Source organism: Mycobacterium sp. NGS61 (assembly GCF_059812325.1).
This window is the reverse complement of record NZ_JCALCL010000004.1, coordinates 297,481-316,873: the sequence shown is the minus strand read 5'-3', so window position 1 is coordinate 316,873 and position 19,393 is coordinate 297,481. Positions and strand designations below refer to the sequence as shown.

The 19,393-nt window shown below is 67.8% G+C and carries 22 protein-coding genes; 11 read left to right on the top strand and 11 right to left on the bottom strand.

Annotated elements, in window-relative coordinates:
- Positions 1–4: 4 nt before the first annotated feature.
- Genes AC5Y3Z_RS11585 through AC5Y3Z_RS11575 form a run of 3 tightly spaced genes read right to left on the bottom strand, consistent with a single transcriptional unit; the run spans position 5 to position 2,350 of the window.
- Complete coding sequence (locus AC5Y3Z_RS11585; RefSeq protein WP_463826200.1) at positions 5–790, bottom strand: lysophospholipid acyltransferase family protein; 786 nt, start codon at positions 788–790, stop codon at positions 5–7.
- A 15-nt stretch (positions 791–805) separates the two neighbouring features.
- Positions 806–1,567, bottom strand: a complete 762-nt coding sequence (locus tag AC5Y3Z_RS11580; RefSeq protein ID WP_473138655.1) for a lysophospholipid acyltransferase family protein — start codon at positions 1,565–1,567, stop codon at positions 806–808.
- Positions 1,568–1,570: 3 nt separating this feature from the next.
- Positions 1,571–2,350 (bottom strand): lysophospholipid acyltransferase family protein, encoded by a 780-nt coding sequence (locus tag AC5Y3Z_RS11575; protein ID WP_463826202.1) that lies wholly within the window; start codon positions 2,348–2,350, stop codon positions 1,571–1,573.
- A gap of 189 nt (positions 2,351–2,539) precedes the next feature.
- Between AC5Y3Z_RS11575 and AC5Y3Z_RS11570 the strand changes: the two genes are divergently transcribed.
- Complete coding sequence (locus tag AC5Y3Z_RS11570; protein WP_473138656.1) at positions 2,540–4,090, top strand: Rieske 2Fe-2S domain-containing protein; 1,551 nt, start codon at positions 2,540–2,542, stop codon at positions 4,088–4,090.
- Positions 4,091–4,095: 5 nt separating this feature from the next.
- On the top strand, positions 4,096–4,425 hold the full coding sequence (locus tag AC5Y3Z_RS11565; RefSeq protein ID WP_463826425.1) for a hypothetical protein: 330 nt from the start codon (positions 4,096–4,098) through the stop codon (positions 4,423–4,425).
- On the opposite strand, the gene AC5Y3Z_RS11560 is transcribed toward AC5Y3Z_RS11565, so the two are convergent.
- Both AC5Y3Z_RS11560 and AC5Y3Z_RS11555 read right to left on the bottom strand, forming a co-directional pair.
- Positions 4,422–5,990, bottom strand: a complete 1,569-nt coding sequence (locus AC5Y3Z_RS11560; protein WP_473138657.1) for a phytoene desaturase family protein — start codon at positions 5,988–5,990, stop codon at positions 4,422–4,424. The two genes, AC5Y3Z_RS11565 and AC5Y3Z_RS11560, sit on opposite strands and share 4 nt — an antisense overlap.
- A 47-nt stretch (positions 5,991–6,037) precedes the next feature.
- A complete protein-coding gene (locus tag AC5Y3Z_RS11555) occupies positions 6,038–6,670 on the bottom strand; it encodes a TetR/AcrR family transcriptional regulator (protein WP_463826205.1) in 633 nt (210 codons plus the stop codon).
- A 69-nt stretch (positions 6,671–6,739) separates the two neighbouring features.
- Between AC5Y3Z_RS11555 and AC5Y3Z_RS11550 the strand changes: the two genes are divergently transcribed.
- On the top strand, positions 6,740–7,234 hold the full coding sequence (locus AC5Y3Z_RS11550; RefSeq protein ID WP_473138658.1) for a DUF2834 domain-containing protein: 495 nt from the start codon (positions 6,740–6,742) through the stop codon (positions 7,232–7,234).
- Here AC5Y3Z_RS11550 and AC5Y3Z_RS11545 read toward each other — a convergent pair.
- Both AC5Y3Z_RS11545 and serS read right to left on the bottom strand, forming a co-directional pair.
- Positions 7,231–8,334 (bottom strand): GGDEF domain-containing protein, encoded by a 1,104-nt coding sequence (locus AC5Y3Z_RS11545; RefSeq protein ID WP_473138659.1) that lies wholly within the window; start codon positions 8,332–8,334, stop codon positions 7,231–7,233. The two genes, AC5Y3Z_RS11550 and AC5Y3Z_RS11545, sit on opposite strands and share 4 nt — an antisense overlap.
- A 62-nt stretch (positions 8,335–8,396) precedes the next feature.
- Positions 8,397–9,653 (bottom strand): serine--tRNA ligase, encoded by a 1,257-nt coding sequence (gene serS / locus AC5Y3Z_RS11540; protein ID WP_463826208.1) that lies wholly within the window; start codon positions 9,651–9,653, stop codon positions 8,397–8,399.
- Between the two features lie 110 nt (positions 9,654–9,763).
- On the opposite strand from serS, the gene AC5Y3Z_RS11535 reads away from it, so the two are divergent.
- The 3 genes from AC5Y3Z_RS11535 (at position 9,764) to AC5Y3Z_RS11525 (ending at position 11,788) form a co-directional block, all read left to right on the top strand.
- The gene (locus tag AC5Y3Z_RS11535) at positions 9,764–11,155 is read left to right on the top strand and encodes a septum formation family protein (RefSeq protein WP_463826209.1); all 1,392 of its coding nucleotides are present in this window, start codon (positions 9,764–9,766) and stop codon (positions 11,153–11,155) included.
- A 5-nt stretch (positions 11,156–11,160) separates the two neighbouring features.
- Complete coding sequence (locus AC5Y3Z_RS11530) at positions 11,161–11,511, top strand: metallopeptidase family protein (RefSeq protein WP_463826210.1); 351 nt, start codon at positions 11,161–11,163, stop codon at positions 11,509–11,511.
- A 64-nt stretch (positions 11,512–11,575) separates the two neighbouring features.
- On the top strand, positions 11,576–11,788 hold the full coding sequence (locus AC5Y3Z_RS11525; protein ID WP_473138660.1) for a hypothetical protein: 213 nt from the start codon (positions 11,576–11,578) through the stop codon (positions 11,786–11,788).
- Here AC5Y3Z_RS11525 and AC5Y3Z_RS11520 read toward each other — a convergent pair.
- Both AC5Y3Z_RS11520 and pheA read right to left on the bottom strand, forming a co-directional pair.
- Entirely contained in the window at positions 11,765–12,475 is a 711-nt protein-coding gene (locus AC5Y3Z_RS11520) for a histidine phosphatase family protein (RefSeq protein ID WP_473138661.1), read from the bottom strand. The genes AC5Y3Z_RS11525 and AC5Y3Z_RS11520 overlap by 24 nt on opposite strands.
- A complete protein-coding gene (gene pheA, locus AC5Y3Z_RS11515) occupies positions 12,472–13,401 on the bottom strand; it encodes a prephenate dehydratase (protein ID WP_473138662.1) in 930 nt (309 codons plus the stop codon). Before pheA ends, AC5Y3Z_RS11520 begins: the two co-directional genes overlap by 4 nt.
- Before the next feature lie 98 nt (positions 13,402–13,499).
- Here pheA and AC5Y3Z_RS11510 point away from each other — a divergent pair, with 98 nt between their 5' ends.
- Both AC5Y3Z_RS11510 and AC5Y3Z_RS11505 read left to right on the top strand, forming a co-directional pair.
- On the top strand, positions 13,500–14,285 hold the full coding sequence (locus tag AC5Y3Z_RS11510; RefSeq protein ID WP_463826214.1) for a DUF2470 domain-containing protein: 786 nt from the start codon (positions 13,500–13,502) through the stop codon (positions 14,283–14,285).
- Between the two features lie 50 nt (positions 14,286–14,335).
- The gene (locus AC5Y3Z_RS11505; RefSeq protein ID WP_473138663.1) at positions 14,336–15,460 is read left to right on the top strand and encodes an LCP family protein; all 1,125 of its coding nucleotides are present in this window, start codon (positions 14,336–14,338) and stop codon (positions 15,458–15,460) included.
- Between the two features lie 22 nt (positions 15,461–15,482).
- Here AC5Y3Z_RS11505 and AC5Y3Z_RS11500 read toward each other — a convergent pair whose 3' ends face one another.
- Both AC5Y3Z_RS11500 and AC5Y3Z_RS11495 read right to left on the bottom strand, forming a co-directional pair.
- Positions 15,483–16,301, bottom strand: a complete 819-nt coding sequence (locus AC5Y3Z_RS11500) for a glycerophosphodiester phosphodiesterase (RefSeq protein ID WP_463826215.1) — start codon at positions 16,299–16,301, stop codon at positions 15,483–15,485.
- A gap of 4 nt (positions 16,302–16,305) precedes the next feature.
- A complete protein-coding gene (locus AC5Y3Z_RS11495; protein WP_473138664.1) occupies positions 16,306–17,337 on the bottom strand; it encodes a DUF4328 domain-containing protein in 1,032 nt (343 codons plus the stop codon).
- 386 nt (positions 17,338–17,723) lie between these two features.
- Here AC5Y3Z_RS11495 and AC5Y3Z_RS11490 point away from each other — a divergent pair, with 386 nt between their 5' ends.
- The 3 genes from AC5Y3Z_RS11490 (at position 17,724) to AC5Y3Z_RS11480 (ending at position 19,377) form a co-directional block, all read left to right on the top strand.
- Positions 17,724–17,876, top strand: coding sequence for a hypothetical protein (locus AC5Y3Z_RS11490; protein WP_463826217.1), 153 nt, complete (start codon positions 17,724–17,726; stop codon positions 17,874–17,876).
- A gap of 138 nt (positions 17,877–18,014) precedes the next feature.
- The gene (locus tag AC5Y3Z_RS11485) at positions 18,015–18,638 is read left to right on the top strand and encodes a superoxide dismutase (protein ID WP_463826218.1); all 624 of its coding nucleotides are present in this window, start codon (positions 18,015–18,017) and stop codon (positions 18,636–18,638) included.
- 205 nt (positions 18,639–18,843) lie between these two features.
- Entirely contained in the window at positions 18,844–19,377 is a 534-nt protein-coding gene (locus AC5Y3Z_RS11480) for a peptidase (RefSeq protein WP_463826219.1), read from the top strand.
- The last annotated feature ends 16 nt before the right edge of the window (positions 19,378–19,393 follow it).

The window sequence follows — 19,393 nt, the reverse complement described above, 5'->3', positions numbered from 1 at the left end:
GTCGTCAGCGTGGTCCGCCTTCTTTGCGCTTCTTCGACGCCGCACCGCTCTGTTCGCGCTTCTGTGCGCGCTCGGCCAGTTCGGCGATGCGGAATTCTTTCGATTCGTCCGGGGTCGGCGCACTGCCGCCGAGGCGCCGCGGCACCCAGTACTCGCCTTCGGGGTGCGGATACTGCTCTTGCACCCAGTACAGCATCGACTCCATCGCCTGCCGCAGCGTGGCGTTGTATTCATCGACACTGCCCATTGGCCACAGCGGCGGGCCGATCGCCGCGGTGATCGGGACCTTACTGCGCACCAGTTTCTTGGGGTGGTCCTTGGGCCAGATCCGGTGGGCGCCCCACACGATCATCGGGATGATCGGCACGTTCGCCTCCATCGCCATCCGCACCGCGCCGGTCTTGAACTGGCGCAGTTCGAAACTGCGGCTGATGGTCGCCTCGGGGTGCACCCCCACCAGTTCGCCTTCTCGCAACCGCTGCACCGCCACCGCGTACGCCTCAGAGCCCTGGCTACGGTCCACCGGGATCAGGTGGATGTGCTTGATCACGTAGTTGACTGCCTTCACTTCGGCCATTTCGGCCTTGATCATGAACCGCAGCCGACGTTTGCGCTCTTTGGCGGCCAACGACGCGGGTATCCAGTCCACGTAGCTGGTGTGATTGAGGGCGATGATCGCACCGCCGCGTTCGGGAATGTTCTCCAGGCCGTAGTAGGTGATCTTGTTGCCGTTCAGCGCCATGGCCGACGGCACGAGATACTCAAGAAACCGGAAGACTGGCTCAGCCATGATCGACTTCTCCCTTCACCCCGAGCGCGGCCGCTGGGACTTGCGCCCGGCGGCACGCGCCGCGTCGTCAGCATCCATCTGCGCAGCCTCCTGCAAGGTCGGCGCCGTACCGCCGAGGCGGTGTGGCACCCAATTTTCGCCAGTTGGATGAGAATAGTTCTGCTGCACCTGGTGCAACAGTGACGTCATCGCCTCGTGCAACAGTTCGGTGGTTCCGGTGACGTCCGGCAACGGCTGCAACTGCGGGCCGATCGCCACGGTGATAGGCACCTTCTTGCGGCCGATCTGCCTCGGCAGGCCTTTGGTCCAGATGCGCTGGGAGCCCCAGACGACGATCGGGACGATCGGCACGTCGGCCTCGATGGCCATCCGGGCGGCGCCGCTCTTGAAGTCCTTGAGCTCGAAGCTGCGGCTGATGGTGGCCTCCGGGAAGACGGCAACCGCCTCACCCTCGCGCAACCGTTCCACCGCGGCCGCGTAGGCGTCGGCCCCGGCGCTGCGGTCCACCGGGATGGCTTTGTTGTGCTTCATCATGAAGCCGACAATCTTGACCTGCTGCAGTTCGATCTTGACCATGGGCCGCACCCGCCGCCCCCCGGGCCTGCGGAAAGCCAGCGCGGCCAGCGCCCAGTCGATGTAGCTGGTGTGGTTGATCGCCACCACACACCCGCCCTGGGCCGGCACGTTCTCGTCGCCGAGGTAGGTGACGCGGCTTCCGGTGAGCCGGAGGAACGTCCTGGCTACGAATTCGCTGGCGCGGTAGACGGGTTCGGCCACGGGTCAGTGCTCTGCGGAACCGGTGGGATGAGCTCGCTCTTCCCGGCGCGCCGCCTTCATCGCCGCTTCTTCGGCATCCAGCTGCGCCGCCTCGGCCATCGAAGGGGCGCCACCGCCGAGCCGATGCGGCACCCAGAACTCACCCGCCGGGTGCGGCCCGTACTGCTCCTGGGCCTGCATGAGCAGATGCTGCATCCGGGAATGCAGCAGGGCGGTCAATTCGGCGGTGGGCAGGGTGGGTTCGATCGGTTCACCGACGATGACCTGGATCGGCACCTTGGGCCGGAACAGCTTCTTCGGGTGGTCTTTGGTCCAGATCCGCTGGGCGCCCCAGATGACGTGCGGAACGATGGGCACCCCCGCTTCCACCGCCATGCGGGCCGCTCCGGACTTGAACTCCTTGATCTCGAAACTGCGGCTGATGGTCGCCTCGGGATACACCCCGACCAGCTCGCCGGCTTTCAGGTTCTCGACGGCCGCGGCATAGGAGGCGGCCCCGCTTTCCCGGTCCACCGGAATGTGGCGGAAGGCACGCATGAGTGGCCCGGTGAACTTGTGGTCGAACACTTCCTGCTTGGCCATGAACCGCACCTTGCGGCCGAGCTTCTGCCGATAGGCCGGGAGGCCCGCCAGCGTGAAGTCCAGGTACCCGGTGTGGTTGATCGCAACGACGGCACCCCCGGTGGTCGGTAGATTCTCCACCCCGGTGACAGTGATCTTCAGTCCCTGCACTCGGAATATCAGGCGGGCAATCGTGATGGCAGTGCCGTAAGCCGGTTCCACAGCAATCCAGCCTAGTGCGCCGAGCTGGCACAGAGGTGGCGAGCCCTGACTTGGGACGCGCACTCCTGACCGGCCACGGCGGTGCCGCCGACCCGCTGCGCATCCACTACCACTAACGGCTGTGGCAGGACCCGACCCGGTGATTCACGTAAGCTCGTGACGAAAGAAACCGCCCCCCGAGAGGTATCTGTGCAGGTCACAAGCGTCGGCCACGCCGGCTTTCGGATCCAGACCCGCGCGGGCAGCATTCTGTGCGACCCGTGGGTCAACCCGGCGTACTTCGCGTCGTGGGTGCCGTTCCCGGACAACAGCGGGCTGGACTGGGACGCCCTCGGCGACTGCGACTACCTGTACGTGTCGCACCTGCACAAAGACCACTTCGACGCCAAGCTGCTGACCGCCCACGTCAACAAGGACGCGGTGGTGTTGCTGCCCGACTTCCCGGTGCCGGACCTGCGCAACGAGTTGGAGAAGCTGGGCTTCCGCCGGTTCTTCGAGACCACCGACTCCGTGCAACACCGATTGTCCGGGCCCAAGGGTGACCTCGACATCATGATCATCGCCCTGCGGGCCCCCGCCGACGGTCCGATCGGCGACTCGGCACTGGTGGTCTCCGACGGCGACACCACCGTGTTCAACATGAACGACGCACGCCCGGTCGATCTGGACGTGCTGGCCGCTGACTTCGGCGACATCGACGTGCACCTGCTGCAGTATTCCGGCGCGATCTGGTACCCGATGGTCTACGACATGCCGGCGCGCGCTAAGGAGGCGTTCGGCACCCAGAAGCGGCAGCGGCAGATGGACCGGGCGCGCCAGTACATCGCCCAGGTGGGAGCGACCTGGGTGGTGCCGTCGGCCGGCCCGCCATGCTTCCTGGATCCGGAACTGCGTCACCTCAACGACGACCGCGACGATCCGGCCAACATCTTCCCGGATCAGATGGTGTTCCTGGACCAGATGCGCCGCCACGGGCACGACGGTGGTCTGTTGATGATGCCCGGGTCGGTCGCGGATTTCACCGGCGCGACCCTCGATTCGCTGACTCATCCGCTGCCCACCGAGCAGGTCGAGGCGATCTTCACCACCGGCAAGGCGGCCTACATCGCCGACTTCGCCGAGCGCATGGCGCCGGTGCTGGCCGCCGAGAAGGCCACCTGGGCGCCGCCGACGGGTGAGCCACTGCTGGAGCCGCTACGGGCGCTGTTCGAACCGATCATGTTGGCCAGCAACGAGATCTGCGACGGTATCGGCTATCCGGTGGAGCTGGTGATCGGCCCCGAGACCGTGGTGCTGGATTTCCCGAAACGTGCGGTGCGAGAACGCATTCCCGACGAGAAGGTGCGCTACGGCTTTGCCATCGCGCCCGAACTGGTACGCACCGTGCTGCGCGACAACGAACCCGACTGGGTGAACACCATCTTTTTGTCCACCCGGTTCCGGGCCTGGCGGGTCGGCGGCTACAACGAATACCTGTACACGTTCTTCAAGTGCCTGACCGAGGAGCGGATCGCCTACGCCGACGGCTGGTTCGCCGAGTCGCATGACGACTCCGCTTCGATCACCGTGGACGGCTGGGAGTTTCAGCGCCGCTGCCCGCACCTGAAGGCAGACTTGTCCAAATTCGGTGTGATAGAAGGCAATACGCTGACCTGCAACCTGCACGGGTGGCAGTGGCGGCTGGACGACGGTCGTTGTCTGACCACGCGCGGTCACGAGCTGAGGAGTTCTCCGGCATGAGCACGATGGCGGACCTGTGCTACGACGACGGCGTGGTGCAACTGGACGAAATGGCGATCGCGTTGCGCCGCTACCATTTTCCGTCCGGCACCGCCAAGGTGATCAGCCTCGACCAGATCCGGTCCTACAAGGTCGAGTCGCTGGGCCTGTTCACGGTGCGCTTCAACGTGTGGGGCAGTCCGGACTTTCGCCGCTGGTTGCCGTTGGATCTGTACCGGCCGCTGAAGTCGGTGTTGATCACGCTGGACATACCGGGCTCGAAGCCGGCTTTCACCCCGGCGCGTCCTGAGGAGTTCCTGGCCTGCTTCGAGGAACTGCTGAACGCTCGCGGCTAGCGATCGGCCAGGGCTGCCCGACCGGCGTTGTAGCCGGGGGTGAAGGTGATGCCCGGTCCGCCGTGGCAGCCGGCGCTACCCAGGTACAGCCCCTCGACCGGAATGGGTTGCCCGATGAATCCTCTGGGTCCGGGCCGGTTCTGCCCCACCTGATCCGAGTGCAGCAGCCCGTGACAGTAGTCGCCGCCGGGTGCGGAGAACATCACTCCCATGTGCCTGGGCGTGAAGGTGGTGTGCCGGATGATGCTGCGTTCGAAATTGGGCGCCAGCCGGGTGATCTTGTCGATCACTCGCTGCCCCATCTCGACCTTGGCCTGCCCGTAATCGACGCCGCCCTCGATCGGGAACCACAGCGCGAACGCCGACGCCGCGTGCTTGCCGTCCGGCGCCAGGTCGGGATCGTGCACCGACGGTATCTGCAGCACCAGCGTGGGATCGGCCGGCACGATCCCGCGACGGCAGTCCTCCCATTGCTGCTGAACCTCTTCCGGCGTACAGAAGATGCCGATCGATGCCTGCAGGCTCGGGTCGTTGAGCGCCTCGTACGGCGTCGCGAACTGTGGCGCCTCGTCCAGCGCGAAGTGCATCTGCAGATAACTGCCCCGGTGGTCGATGCGCGCATACCGGTCCCGGATGTCGGCGGGCAGCAGTGCGGGGTCGATCAGGTCGTTGACCGTGGCGTCGGGTGCGATGGCCGAGACGACGATCGGGGCGGACAGCGTATCGCCGGACTCGGTGCGCACGCCGGTCACCCGGCCGGCTGCGATGAGGATCTCGGTGACCTTGGTCCGCAACCGCACTTCACCGCCGGCCGCCTCCAGCACGTGGGTCAGATGCGCGGTGAGCGCGCCGATGCCGCCACGCAGCTTCTTCATCTGCACGAAGTCGCCCTCGGGGATGCCGAGCCCGAAGGCCAGCGCGGCGGCGCTGCCCGGGGTGGACGGGCCGCGATACAGGGTGTTGACCGCCAGCATGGTCATCGAACCCCTGATCGCGCCGTGCTTTTCGCGATCCGGGAAGTAACGGTCCAGCACCTCGGTCACCGAACCGAACAACATGTCGTCGATCGCGGACCGCTCGAATTCGTTTGTGGCGCAGGCATACATCTCGTCGAAGGTCTTGGGCAGGGTGCCCGCCTCGAACCGGCCCAGCGCCCGCGTCGGCGCCTGGGCCCACATCAGCAGTCCCCCCATCCCGGCGACGGCGTCGGCGCCGTGCACCTCGTTGAGGTGGGCGAACATCTTCATCGGGTCGGAATACTGGACCAGCGGATCGTCGCCGATGCCACGCAGCGCGACCGACATGACTTCCAGGTCGACGGTCGGGAGGGCATCCAGCCCCAGTTCGCTGATCACCTGCGCCGAGGTGGGGAACTGCACCGAACCGGCGATCTCGAACTGATACCCGTCGAACAGTTCCACGGTGGCGGCCATCCCGCCGGCGTAGAGCTTGCCGTCCAGGCAGACCGTCCGCAGCCCGGCCCGCTGCAGCAGCACCGCCGCTGTCAGCCCGTTATGCCCGGCGCCGATCACGATCGCGTCGTAGTCACTACCCGTGTCAGACATGGCGACCTCCCGCACCGGAGGCTGTCACGCGGACAAAGTTTTGTCAATTATGACGAAACAGACGGTAACCAGGACGCCCAGGTGTCGTCGAGGCCGGCGCGCACCGTCGCCAGCGCCAGTTGGCTCATCCTGGCGAGTTCGCCGAGCGACCGGTCGTCCCCGACCATCCAGGCTTCCATCGCGCCGAACACCGCGGCGGCGATGCAGCGGGCGGTCACGGTGGTCCGCAGTTGAAAATCACGCGGCTGGTCGGCGGCTCGGCTGCGGCGCTGTAGCTGCACCTGGATGGCGTCGGCGAAGTCGGCCTGGACCTCGCGGATGTGGCGCACGATGCGGCCGGGGTCGATCTCGCCACCGCGCAGCGCGGCGATTTTGGTCACCGCTTCCACGTCGTAAGGGAACGCGAAGATGGCTGCCTGCACGGAGTCGATGACGGGTTCGTCGACGGGCCGGGCGTCCAGGGCCGAGCGGAACCAGTTCAGGCCGGTGTAGTCGGCGAACAGCAGGTCGTGCTTGGAACTGAAATGTCGGTAGAAGGTGCGTAGCGAGACACCGGCGTCCGCGGCGATCTGTTCGGCGGAGGTGTCCTGCACGCCCTGGGCCAGGAAACGCACCATTGCGGCCTGGCGCAACGCTTCGCGGGTGCGCTCGCTGCGCACCGTCTGCGCGGGTCTCACCATTTGAGCAAGATACCTGAATTGGTTCTGTCAATATTGACAAAACTTTGACGGCGGGGTGAGACTGCGCCCATGGTGTCGCTCCTCGCCCACGCTGTCCTCGGTATCGCCGTCATCTGGTGGATCGTCAGATCGAATCCTGCGGTCTACGCCAGACCGGCCGCCGGGCCGTCCTTCTCGCCCCTCGAAATCGTGTACTACGTCGTCGGTATCGCCTCGATCGCGCTGGGCTGGTACTTCAACTTCCGCTTCGTCCAGGGTTACGCCCCGCACGGGATCACCGGAGTGCACAACCCCCTCTGGGGTCCCGGCAGCTGGACCCAGTACATCCAGTTGATGTTCGTCAACCCCGCCGCGGGTTCGGCCGGGCAGGACTACACGATCGCCAATGTCATTCTGCTGCCGCTGTTTTCGATCATCGACGGTTACCGGCGCGGCCTCAAGCGGCCGTGGTTGTATTTCGTCAGCAGCCTGTTCACCAGCTTCGCGTTCGCCTTCGCGTTCTACTTCGCCACCATCGAGCGCCAGCACCGCCACCAGCGCGCCGCGGAAAAAGTAGCGGTCTAGGCACTGAGTTCGTCGCTGCGGTATTGGGTGCCGTGGTGACAGATCTGATTACCCCCACGGCGTTTCGCGACATACATGGCGGCGTCGGCCGCACAGATCAGCTCGTTGATCCGGGCCGGAATGTCCAGGGCGGCGGGTACCCGCCGTGCGGTGTCGACCGCAGCCGTACCGAGGCTGGCGGTGATGCCGAAGGGCAGCGCGGCGATGGCGTCGCACAACCGCTGCGCTCGCCGGTCCACTTCGGCCGGCCGCCAGATATCGGCGATGACAAATTCTTCACCGCCCACCCGTGCGATGACGGCGGTGTCGTCGGTGTGCGCCCGCAACGCATGTGCCACCGCGACCAGTGCGGCGTCGCCGGTACTGTGCCCGAACCGATCGTTGAGCTGTTTGAAGCGATCCAGATCGATCACCGTGATCACCAGCTGGCCGGGCAACGGACGGCCCCCTTCCAAGTGTCGCCGGGTGCGCCGATGAAAAGCGCGGCGATTCAACAGCCCGGTGAGCTGGTCGTGCTCGGCCCGCATCGCATCGATGCCGAGCACATGCGCGACGGCCTGGATGCCGAACGGCACCCCGAGGTTGAGCATGATCACCAACGAGAACGCGCCCGCAGCCGAGACAACGCCGTAGATCGGGACCATCAGCCACGCCTCGACGATCCCGGTGGCAGCGGCGACCACGAAGTTGTAGACCATCAGCGGCGCTGCATGGAACAGCGCGATGTAGCCGGCCATCGTGACGAAGGTGGTGCAGGCCAGCATGGCGCCGAGGGGCTCGCTCTGGGCCAGCACGGCCAGCGCGATACTGGCATTGGCCACCAAGGTGAAACACACCGCCTGGGTGCGGGTAGGCCATCGCCACACCCAGAGCAGCGCCCCCGTGGCGGCGGCGGCGGCCGCGACCAGCGCACAGGTTGTCTGAACTGGCCCGCGCGGTCCAGTCGTGCTGAAGAAGGTCACGAAAATCGCGGCGACCAGCGCCAATCCGATCGCCGCGATCGCGGCCCGGGTACGGCCAGCCATCCCGCGCACCTGCAGAAGGAGTCCGAGCTGGTCGTAGTGATCCGGCTGCCGCCACCACGCAGTCAACCAGCCCATGCCGCTCACCTCCCCGCGGATCATAACGACATATCCGCAGCTAGCTGAGGGGTTTGCGCAGTTTAGGCAGGCTCCAGCAGCTCGACCCCGACGTAGGGCACCAGCGCCGCCGGCACCCGCACGCTGCCGTCCGGCTGCTGGTGGTTCTCCAGCACCGCAACCAACCACCGGGTGGTGCCCAACGTGCCATTGAGGGTGGCGGCCACCTGGGGTTTGCCGTTCGCGTCCCGGTACCGAGTCGCCAACCGCCGCGCCTGAAAGGTGGTGCAGTTGGACGTCGACGTCAGTTCGCGGTAGGTGCCCTGGGTCGGTACCCACGCCTCGCAGTCGAACTTGCGCGCGGCCGAGGAGCCCAGGTCGCCGGCGGCCACGTCGATCACCCGGTACGGCACCTCGATGTGCGCCAGCATCTCGCGCTGCCAGCCCAGCAGGCGCTGGTGCTCGGCCTCGGCCTCCTCGGGCCGGCAATAGACGAAGCCTTCGACCTTGTCGAACTGATGTACCCGGATGATGCCGCGGGTGTCCTTGCCGTAGCTGCCTGCCTCCCGACGGAAACACGACGACCACCCCGCATAGCGCAACGGACCGGCGCTCAGGTCGAGGATCTCGCCGGCGTGGTACCCGGCCAGCGGCACCTCCGAGGTCCCCACCAGGTAGAGGTCGTCGGCTTCGAGCCGGTACACCTCGTCGGCGTGGGCACCCAGGAATCCGGTGCCGCTCATCACCTCCGGACGAACCAGCACTGGCGGGATCATCGGGATGAAGCCGTTCTCCACCGCCACCCGCAGTGCGAGTTGCAGCAGACCCAGTTGCAGCAGCGCCCCGCGACCGGTCAAAAAGTAGAACCTGGACCCGGCGACCTTGGCGCCGCGTTGCATGTCGATCAGGCCCAACGACTCGCCGAGTTCCAGATGATCCCTGGGGCTGTCCAACGCCGGGGTTTCGCCGACGACGTCGAGGACGGCGAAGTCGGCCTCGCCACCGGCCGGGACACCGTCGATGACGACATTCGAGATGGCCATGTGGGCCGCGGTGAACGCCGCCTCGGCCGCGACCTGGTCCGCCTCGGCGGCCTTGACCTGCTCGGCGATCTCCTTGGCACGCTGCAAGAAGGCGGGGCGTTCCTCCGGTGACGCCTTGCCCACCGATTTGCTGGCGAGCTTCTGTTCGGCGCGCAACGCGTCCGCGGTCGAGATCGCCGCCCGGCGGGCCGCGTCGGCATTCGCCAGAGCGTCCACCAGCGCGGGGTCTTCACCCCGGCTGAGTTGGGAACGGCGCACGACGTCAGGGTCTTCCCGGAGCAGCTTCAGGTCGATCACGGCCGCAAGACTACTTTTGCCGGCACACCGCGGTCGCAGCAGATCGTCGCAGTTCGCCCCGGGTCTCACATCTGCAACATCGGTAACAGTCCCAGCGCGGTCCTGTCAGAATGGAGCCGATGCTCGATCTGCGAAAGAAACAACCGCCACCCGCCGACGGGCTCGAGGAGTCGCCGGCCGACGAACCGGTGGCCGTCGAGGACTCCGAGGAAGCGGCACCCGCCAGCGAGTCGCCGGAGTCGTCCAGGGGCTTCCGCTGGCCGCGCGGCTTGCAGGCGACCGCGACCCGGCGGGCCCTGCTGCTCACCGCGCTGGGCGCCCTGCTGATCGCCGGACTGGTGACCGTACTTCCGTCGGTGGGCAGCGGGGGACGCCTCGCCGGTTACCTCAACAGCGATCCCGCCCCCAGCACCGGCTCCAAGAGCAACGGGGCGTTCAGCCGGGCCGACAGTGGCGACTGCCTGAACTGGCCGGACGGCACTCCGGAATCCGCGTCCATCGTCAGCTGCGCCCAGGACCACCGTTTCGAGGTCGCCGAAGCCGTGGACCTGCGCACCTTCCCCGGATCGGAATACGGGCCCAGCGCCGCTCCCCCGTCCCCGGCGCGGATCCAGCAGATCAACACCGAGCAGTGCGAGCCGGCGGTGCGCCGCTACCTGGGCCCCAAGTTCGACCCGAACAGCAAGTTCACCGTGAGCATGCTGTGGTCGGGTGACCGGGCCTGGCGTCAGGCGGGCGAACGCCGCATGCTGTGTGGACTGCAATTGCCCGGCCCGAACAACCTGCAGGTCGCGTTCAAGGGCAAGGTCGCCGACATCGACCAGTCCAAGGTCTGGCCCGCTGGCACCTGTGTGGGCATCGACTCGGCCACTAACCAACCGGTCGACGTTCCGGTCGACTGCACGGCGCCGCATGCCATGGAAGTCACCGGCACCGTGAACCTCGCCGAGAGGTTCCCCGACGCGTTTCCCGCCGAGGCCGACCAGGACGGGTTCATCAAGGACACCTGCACCCGGATGACCGACGCCTACCTGGCGCCGGTCAAGTTGCGCACCACCACGTTGACCCTGATCTATCCGACCGTGTCGTTGCCCAGCTGGGCGGCCGGCAGCCGCGAGGTCGCCTGCAGCATCGGCGCCACGCTGGGCAACGGCGGCTGGGCGACGCTGCTCAACAGCGCCAAGGGCCCGCTGCTGATCAACGGCCAGCAACCGGTGCCGCCACCCGACATCCCGCAGGAGCGACTCACCCTCCCGCAGATCCCCGTGCAGGTGCCCAGCCAACCGTCGTCGGCACCCACGCAACAACAGCAGGCACCCACCGCCCCGCCGGGCAATCAGCACCTGCCCAACCAGCAGCCCGTGGTGACGCCCACCCGGGCCCCCTCCTCACCGGCCACCCAGGCTCCGCCGGCCCAGGCTCCCCCGCCGGTGGACGGAGGCGGACCGCCGCCGGCCCCGGCACCCGACGGTCCGGCGCCCGCCGAGCCGCCCCCGAGCTGACCGACGTGGCCGTCCGGATGGACCCGCAGCGATTCGACGAACTGGTCTCCGACGCCCTCGACCTGATTCCCGCCGAGCTGACGGCGGCGATGGACAACGTCGTCGTCCTGGTCGCCGACCGCCATCCCGACGACGACGACTTGCTCGGCCTCTATGAAGGGGTGGCGCTGACCGAGCGGGATTCGGACTACGCCGGTGCGCTGCCGGACACCATCACGATCTACCGCGACGCGCTGCTGGACGTCTGCGAATCCGACGACGACGTGGTCGACCAGGTCGCGATCACGGTGATCCACGAGATCGCCCACCACTTCGGGATCGATGACGACCGGCTCGACGAGCTGGGCTGGGCTTGACTTTCTGGCCGTTGATTCGGCGGGGTGTCCGACGTTTGTCGGCACCCGGTGTTATGAACGACGTATGACCGCTGGCTGCCGCGACTGCCGGGCAGGCTTGGACCACTGCCACGGCACCTTGATCGTCCACTCACTGGCCCGCTCGGAATGCACCGAGAACGACTGTGCGATACCCGAGTTGTTCACGCACGCCTTCGTGGTCGACTGCGATGCGGTCGGCTGCGCCTGCGCGCAGGCCGACGATGTCGGCAGATCAGCCCATTGGATCGGGGCCTGACGCGGTACTGGCCTGGCAGGCCTGCCCGACGGGCGTGTCCGGCGTCTCCGGGTAGAACGGCGGGGTGCTCACACCCCACTGAACACAGCTCCACCGCCCGTCGGTGATCGGAGTCAATACCACCGACTCGGCGTTGTTGAGCGGATTGTCCAGCACGAACGAGCCGTCCACGCCGGCCAGCACAGCCGCGGCCAGCCGGATCGCCGCGCCGTGGCTGACCACCACGATGTCGCCGTCCCAGGCGTCGTCGTCCAGATAACGCATTCGCAGATCGGTGAGCACCGGCACATACCGGTCCAGCACGTCGTGGGCGGTCTCGCCGCCGGGCAGCGCCACGTTCAGCTCGCCCCGGTGCCAGCGCCGGTAGGTGGCGTTGAATTCGGCGATCGCCTCGTCGTCGCTGCGATTCTCCAGTTCGCCGACCTGTACCTCGTGGATGCCGGTCAGCTCGAGCGTGGCCAGGTCGAGTTCAGCACCGATCACCGCGGCTGTTTCCGACGCCCGGACGGCGACCGAGTGCGCCAGGATGGCCGGGGGGCGCCGCGCGGCCCAGCCGCTGCGCGCGAATGCGCGCGCCTGGTCGCGGCCCAGCGGGGTCAACGCCGCCCCCGGGGGCAGCGTGTCCAGCCGGCGCTCGACATTGCCGAAGGACTGGCCGTGGCGCACCAACACCAGCCGGCCACTCATGGTGCTCCCTCGCCTCGGCCGGCGCGCAATCGCGCGAGCCAGCGCGACGCCTCGTCCGACACCGGTGGCAGCACCCCCGCAGGCTGGCCCGTCGGCCAGGAACCCAGATAGCGCACATCAGCACAACGGCGGTGCAGCGCCTTGAGTGCCTCGGCGACGGCGTCGTCTTCGAGGTGACCCACACAGTCGACGAAGAACATGTAGGTGCCCAGCCCGGTACGGGTGGGCCGGGATTCGATGCGGGTCAGGTCGATGCCGCGAATCCCGAACTCGGTCAGCGCCATCAGCAGGGCGCCCGGCGCGTTCTGCACCCGCAACACCACCGACGTCCGGTCGGCCCCGGTACGGGCCGGCGGCGGCCCCGGCGGTCCGATCAGCACGAACCGGGTGCGCGCACCGGACTCGTCGACCACCCCGTCCGCCAGGGTCGGCAGTGACCAGTGCGCGGCAGCCAGCGGTGAGGTCACCGCGGCGTCGACCCGGCCTTCGGCCACCTGCCGGGCGGCGTCAGCGTTCGAATACGCGGGTCGCTGGTCGACGCCGGGCAGCTGCGCGGTGAGCCATCGCCGCACCTGCGCCGCGGCGACCGGGAACGCCGCCAACGTCCGGACGTCGGCCGCGTCGAGGCCCGGCCGGACCACGATGGAGAAGGCCACCTCCAGCGTGGTCTCGGCGAAGATCTGCAGCGGCGATCCAATGGCCAGGCTGTCCAGGGTGGGCGCCAGGGATCCGTCGATCGAGTTCTCGATCGGGGCGCACGCATAGTCGGCGGTGCCGTCGCGCACCGCGTCCAGCGCGGCCGGGGTGCTCTCGACCGGCAGCCTCGTTGCCCTGTCAGACCCGGGGATCAACCCGGTGTCGGCGATTCGGAGCAGCGCAGCCTCGGTGAAAGTTCCTTCCGGTCCGAGGTAAGCGATGCGGGCCACAGAGACAACCCTAACGGCGCGTCGGCGTGGGTCACCGACTCTTGCGAGTTACCCGACCCTAAGTTACCTTAGGCTTACCTAAAACTACGGAGGTAACTGTGCTACCGGTCACACACCCTACGCCCACCACGGCAGAGCGCATTCGCAGCGCCTGCGTCCGGGCCGGGGGCGCGCTGTTGGCGGTCGAGGATGCCGATCCGGTGTCCACGCCCATGCACCACCTGCTGTACGACGGCACGTTCGCCGTCGCAGTTCCCAGCAGCATGCCGGAATGCCAGGTGGAGTCCGGGTCGCAGGCACTGCTGGAACTGACCGACTACGCGCCGTTGCCGGTGCGGGAGCCGGTCCGGTCGCTGGTCTGGGTGCGTGGCCGGCTGCACCGGATCCCCCCCGGCGCGGTGGCCAAACTGTTGGACCTGATCGCCACCGAAAATCCGAACCCCGCGCTGCTGCAGGTCCAGACGCCGAAATCCGCTCCGCCCAGTGCGGACGATGTCAGCTACACCCTGCTGCGCCTGGAGATCGATTCGGTGGTGGTCACCGACGCGACCGGCGCCGAGCCCGTGAGCGTCGCCGATCTGCTGACGGCACGCCCCGACCCGTTCTGCGAGATCGAGTCCACGCTGCTGTGGCATCTGGCCACCGCCCACAACGACGTCGTCGCGCGGCTGGTGTCGCGGCTACCGGCGCCATTGCGGCGCGGACATGTCCGTCCGCTGGGACTGGACCGTTACGGCGTACGGTTCCGCGTCGAAGGCACCGACGGGGACCGCGACATCCGGTTGCCGTTTCACAAGCCGGTGGACGACATGAGCGGTCTCAGCCAGGCAATCCGCGTCCTGATGGGCTGTCCGTTCGTCAACGGGTTGCGCGCGCGCCAATAACGCCGCCGGTTCGCTACCCCCGCGGGTGCCCGCCCCGTAAGTTGTCCCGGGTGAACGGGGATCGACCAGCGCAGCGACCGATTCAGCCGGAAGCTGCCCCGGTGTTGCGCCGCCGACCCCTGCCGCCCGCGGTGACGCCGCCCCCGCCGGCCGCGCCGCGACGGCCCCCGCCGGCCGCGCCCAGCCCCCCGCGACCACGCCGCACATCCGGACGCCGCTGGTTCCGGACGCTGGCGCTGGTCCTGCTGATCGTGTCGCTGCTGGTGGTTGCCGGTGTGCTGGGCCTGACCCTCTGGTTCGACTCCGCAGTGCACCGCGCGACCGTGCTGGTCGACTACCAGGAGCGGCCGACTCCCGGCCGCGGCACCAACTGGTTGCTCGTCGGCTCCGACAGCCGCCAGGACCTGACCGCCGAACAGCAGCAGGACCTCGCCACCGGAGGCGACGTGGGCTCCGGCCGCACCGACACGATCATGCTGGTCCACCTCCCCGGCTTCGGGTCCGGGAGTCCGGCCACGCTGATCTCCATCCCGCGCGATTCCTATGTGCCGATTCCCGGCCACGGCCGCGACAAGATCAATGCCGCATTCGCGATGGGCGGTGCGGCGTTGCTGGCGCAGACGGTCGAACAGGCCACCGGCCTGCGCCTCGACCACTACGCGGAAGTGGGTTTCGGCGGATTCGCCGAACTGGTCGACGCGCTCGGTGGCGTGACTGTGTGCCCCGCCGAGCCGATCAGCGATCCACTGGCCGGCCTGGACCTGCCGGCCGGGTGCCAACAACTGCACGGCCGCAGCGCGCTGGGCTACGTGCGGTCCCGGGCCACCCCGCGGGCGGATCTGGATCGAATGGTCCATCAACGGCAGTTCATGTCCGCGGTGCTGCAACGCGCCGGTAGCCCGGCGGTGTGGCTCAACCCCTGGCGCTGGTACTCGGTGCCGCGCGCCGCAGCCGCCGCCCTGACGGTGGACCGCGGCGACCACGCCTGGGACCTGGCCCGACTCGGCTGGGCGCTGCACGGCCGCACCACGGCCACGACCGTGCCGATCGGCGAGTTCAGCGACAGCGGTGCCGGCTCGGTGGTGGTGTGGAATCGCGACGCGGCCCGCGCCCTGTTCGACGCGCTGTCCACCGATGCACCGGTGCCGACGTCCGCGCTGGACCCGCAGCCGTGAATCCGTCCGGCCGAACCGCGGTTCAGCCGCCGTTGTCGGCCGCGGTGTCCAGCCACGCCTTGGTGCGCCCGGGATGGTTGGTGGCGATCCAGGCCACCCCGACCTCCCGGCAGAACTCGACGTCGGCACGCTCGTCGACGGTCCAGCAATACACCGAGCGGCCTTGCGCGGCCGACCGGTCGACCAGCTGGGGGTAGTCGCGCAACGCCGCCAGCGACGGTCCGACCGCCGTCGCACCCACCGCGGTGGCCGCGCTGCTCGTCAGGTAGCGACCCGTCTTGCCCAGTAGCACCGTCGGCAACATCGGTGCGGCGCGCCGGATCCGCCACACCGCGGCGGCAGAGAACGACATCACCACCGCCCGGGACCGGTCCGCGGAGGCTGGGGCGGCGATGCCGAAGCGGTGCAGCAGCGCCAGCAGCTTGCTCTCCACCAGCGAGCCGTAGCGCACCGGATGCTTGGTCTCGATGAAGATCTTCACCGGCCGGTGCCAGTCCAGCACCAGCCCCACCAGCGCGTCCAGGGTCAGCAGGCTGGTGTCGCCGTGCGCGCCGTCCGAGCGCCAGCTGTCGTGCCAGGCGCCGTAGTCGAGCTCGCGCATTTCGGCCAGCGTCGCAGTACTCACCGGGCCCTCCCCCGAGGAGGTGCGGTCCAGACGGCGGTCGTGCACGCAGACCAGGTGACCGTCGCGGGTCAGCCGCACGTCGCATTCCACGCCGTCGGCGCCCTCTCTGAGGGCCTGATCGTAAGCGGCCAGCGTGTGCTCCGGACGGACAAATGATGCACCGCGGTGGGCCACCACGAAGGGGTGCCCGGCGAGGACCTCATCCGCCCGCGTCATGCGCTTATGCCGCCGGTTCCTGTCCCTCTGGCTCGACCGCTGCGGGCTGGTGCGGCGGATCGGGTTCGACGATCAGCCAGCGGTGGATCGGTCGCTCGACCGGCTTGCGCTCGAAACCTTCGAACACCCGCGCCACCGCGGCCACCGTGATCGCCGCGACGAGGTAGCCGACCACCACCATGATGTTGTTGTTCGCGATGCCCTGGGCGTCGCTGGAGAGCGATGTCGCGATGGTGAACACCGAGACGGCGTAACTGACGACCCAGGCCAGCCACCAGAAGGTGAGCGGCTTGCGCACCCGGTCGTAGTGATCCTCGACCAGGGCGAGTTCGATGACGTACACCGGCGCCAGCACCAGGTTGGCGAACGGCAGCAGGCAGCCGGCCCAGATCCGGCGCGGCGAGCGGTGCTCGGTCAACCCGTGGTGGGCGAACGCCGCAGCCCGGCGGGCGATCAGCCAGCGGACCAGCACCGCGAAGCAGCCCGACAGCGCGACCAGGGCGGCCACGCTGGCGGCGATGCCCAGCCAGTCCGCGGCACCGGCCACCAGGGAGTTGAGCAGCGCGTTGCGGTTGTAGATCAGCAACCCGTAGCGCACCGCGTACATCAGCGCCGCGCCGGCGAGCACCAGTTGCGTGGCGAACATGACCACGCGCACCACGTCCGCCTTCGGGCCCGCCTTGGCCGGGGCCTCGGACGTAGCCGGGACCAGCTGCGGCACCCGGTCGGTCAGGCCCCAACGGGGAACCGCGGTATAGCGCGGGGTGGGACCGAGCGGGCGGCGGCCCCTGCGCATCGGGGGCGCGGCGCCCGGACGCACCGCTATCCAGCGGAAACCGGGTGGGAGGCGGGGTGGAGTGCGCGGCGCGACGGGAGCGGCGGGCAGCTGCGGTGCGACCGGCGGACGCCACCCGGAATCCGCGGCTGCCGCGTCCGGCAGCGGCGCCATCAGGGCACCTCGACAACGGGGGCACCACATGCGCTGGCGTTCGCGCACGTTCCACCGGGTGCCGCACTGGGAGCACACCTGAATCACCGCACCAGCGTAACCGGGGGGCTGCGGGGTCGCCGCCCGGTGAGTGACGCAGGCCACAGCTAAAAATGGCTATCCACAGTTTCCACAGGTTTATCCCCAGCTGGGCGGACCGGCAGCGGGCGCTTCTATCGGCCAGCATTGGCCGTGACTGTGGATAACATTGCGATAACAACGGGCGCGATAGACAGGCCCGGAAGTGGTCAGAGCGAATACACCGACGAGTACTGGTACCCGGATGCGCGACGGTCCAAACGTGCCTCTTCGCATTCGCGTAGGTTTTGCTACCTGTGCGCGTGGCGTATGATCGCGAGCGCGACAATGATTGTGACTCACCTCACTGACGGTTCCGGCAACGCGAGGTGAACATGCAGTTTGGAAGGCGTTCGATGGCGACACATTCGTTCGGCCCGGGCTCTACCCAGTCGAGTTCGTACTCGGGGTCACCCGTGTGGAATCACGCCTACGTCGTCGCTGCCCTGCGTGCCGGTTTGATCGCGCTGGCGCTGCTCAGCATCTTGGCGCTGATCGCGCTGTCCTGAGCCCGGGATCCGCAGAAACCGTTCGGGCATCCTTGCGGCATCCGCAGTCTTGGAGCAGGGTTGAATGGGTGAGGCCGCCGCGCGGCGGGATCGCGCGAACTACACGTCAGATGAGTCGCTCATCGAGGAAGGAATGCCGTGGCTGAATACACCCTGCCCGACTTGGACTGGGACTACGCAGCACTGGAACCGCACATCTCGGGTCAGATCAACGAGATCCACCACAGCAAGCACCACGCCACATACGTCAAAGGTCTCAATGACGCGGTCGCCAAGCTCGAGGAGGCCCGCGCCAAGGACGACCACTCCGCGATCTTCCTGAACGAGAAGAACCTCGCCTTCCACCTGGGCGGTCACGTCAACCACTCCATCTGGTGGAAGAACCTGTCCCCCAACGGCGGTGACAAGCCGACCGGTGACCTCGCCGCGGCCATCGACGACCAGTTCGGATCGTTCGACAAGTTCCGCGCCCAGTTCAGTGCAGCAGCCAACGGTCTGCAGGGATCCGGCTGGGCGGTGCTGGGCTACGACACTCTGGGTGGCCGGCTGCTGACCTTCCAGTTGTACGACCAGCAGGCCAACGTGCCGCTCGGCATCATCCCGCTGCTGCAGGTCGATATGTGGGAGCACGCGTTCTACCTGCAGTACAAGAACGTCAAAGCGGACTACGTCAAGGCGTTCTGGAACGTCGTGAACTGGGCCGACGTTCAGGACCGGTACGCCGCTGCCACCTCGAAGAGTTCGGGGCTGATCTTCCCCTGATCGGCTGACACCACGGCAGGGCGTCGCGCGGCAACGCGCGGCGCCCTTGTCGTTGCGGCTGCGCAGTTGCGCGCCGTGTCGAGTTGCACGGCGTCAAAACCCCGCGCATCCTTGGATATTCGAGCTACATTTCAGCTGCGGTGCTGTTGCGATTTTTCGAGCTACCAACGTGGTTACTTCGGGTGGAGGCGGTTCGGAGGACAAGATGGACGCTGGGTCCGGTTCACCTATCGGGGTTGCCCCCTTTCATTCTCGTGGCGACCTGAAGGGGTTCGTGATCTCAGGGCGATGGCCCGATTCCACCAAGGAATGGGCGCAGCTGCTGATGGTCGCGGTCCGGGTCGCGTCATTGCCCGGGTTGCTGTCCACCACAACCGTTTTCGGCGCACGCGAAGAATTGCCCGACGAACCCGAACCGGGCACCGTCGGCTTGGTCCTGGCCGAGGGTACGGTTTTCGGCGACAAGGCCATCCAGCCGGGCTATTTCGCGGAACACCAGCCGCCCGCCCTGCTGATGTTGCACCCGCCCTCGGAGACCATGCCGTCGTTGCCGGAGTGCAAAGGCGCCGCGTCCGGCTGTGTGCTGCTGCCCGGGCTGCCTTACCTGGGGTTGGAACACCGGGCGGCATGGGTCGAGGCGGAGGCCGACGGCACCGTCACCTCGATGGTGAGCCGGGTCGGGGTCGACCCGATCAGCCACCCGGACACCGCCATCCTGGCCATGCTGCTCGCCGCCTGACGGCGCGGCCCCGGCG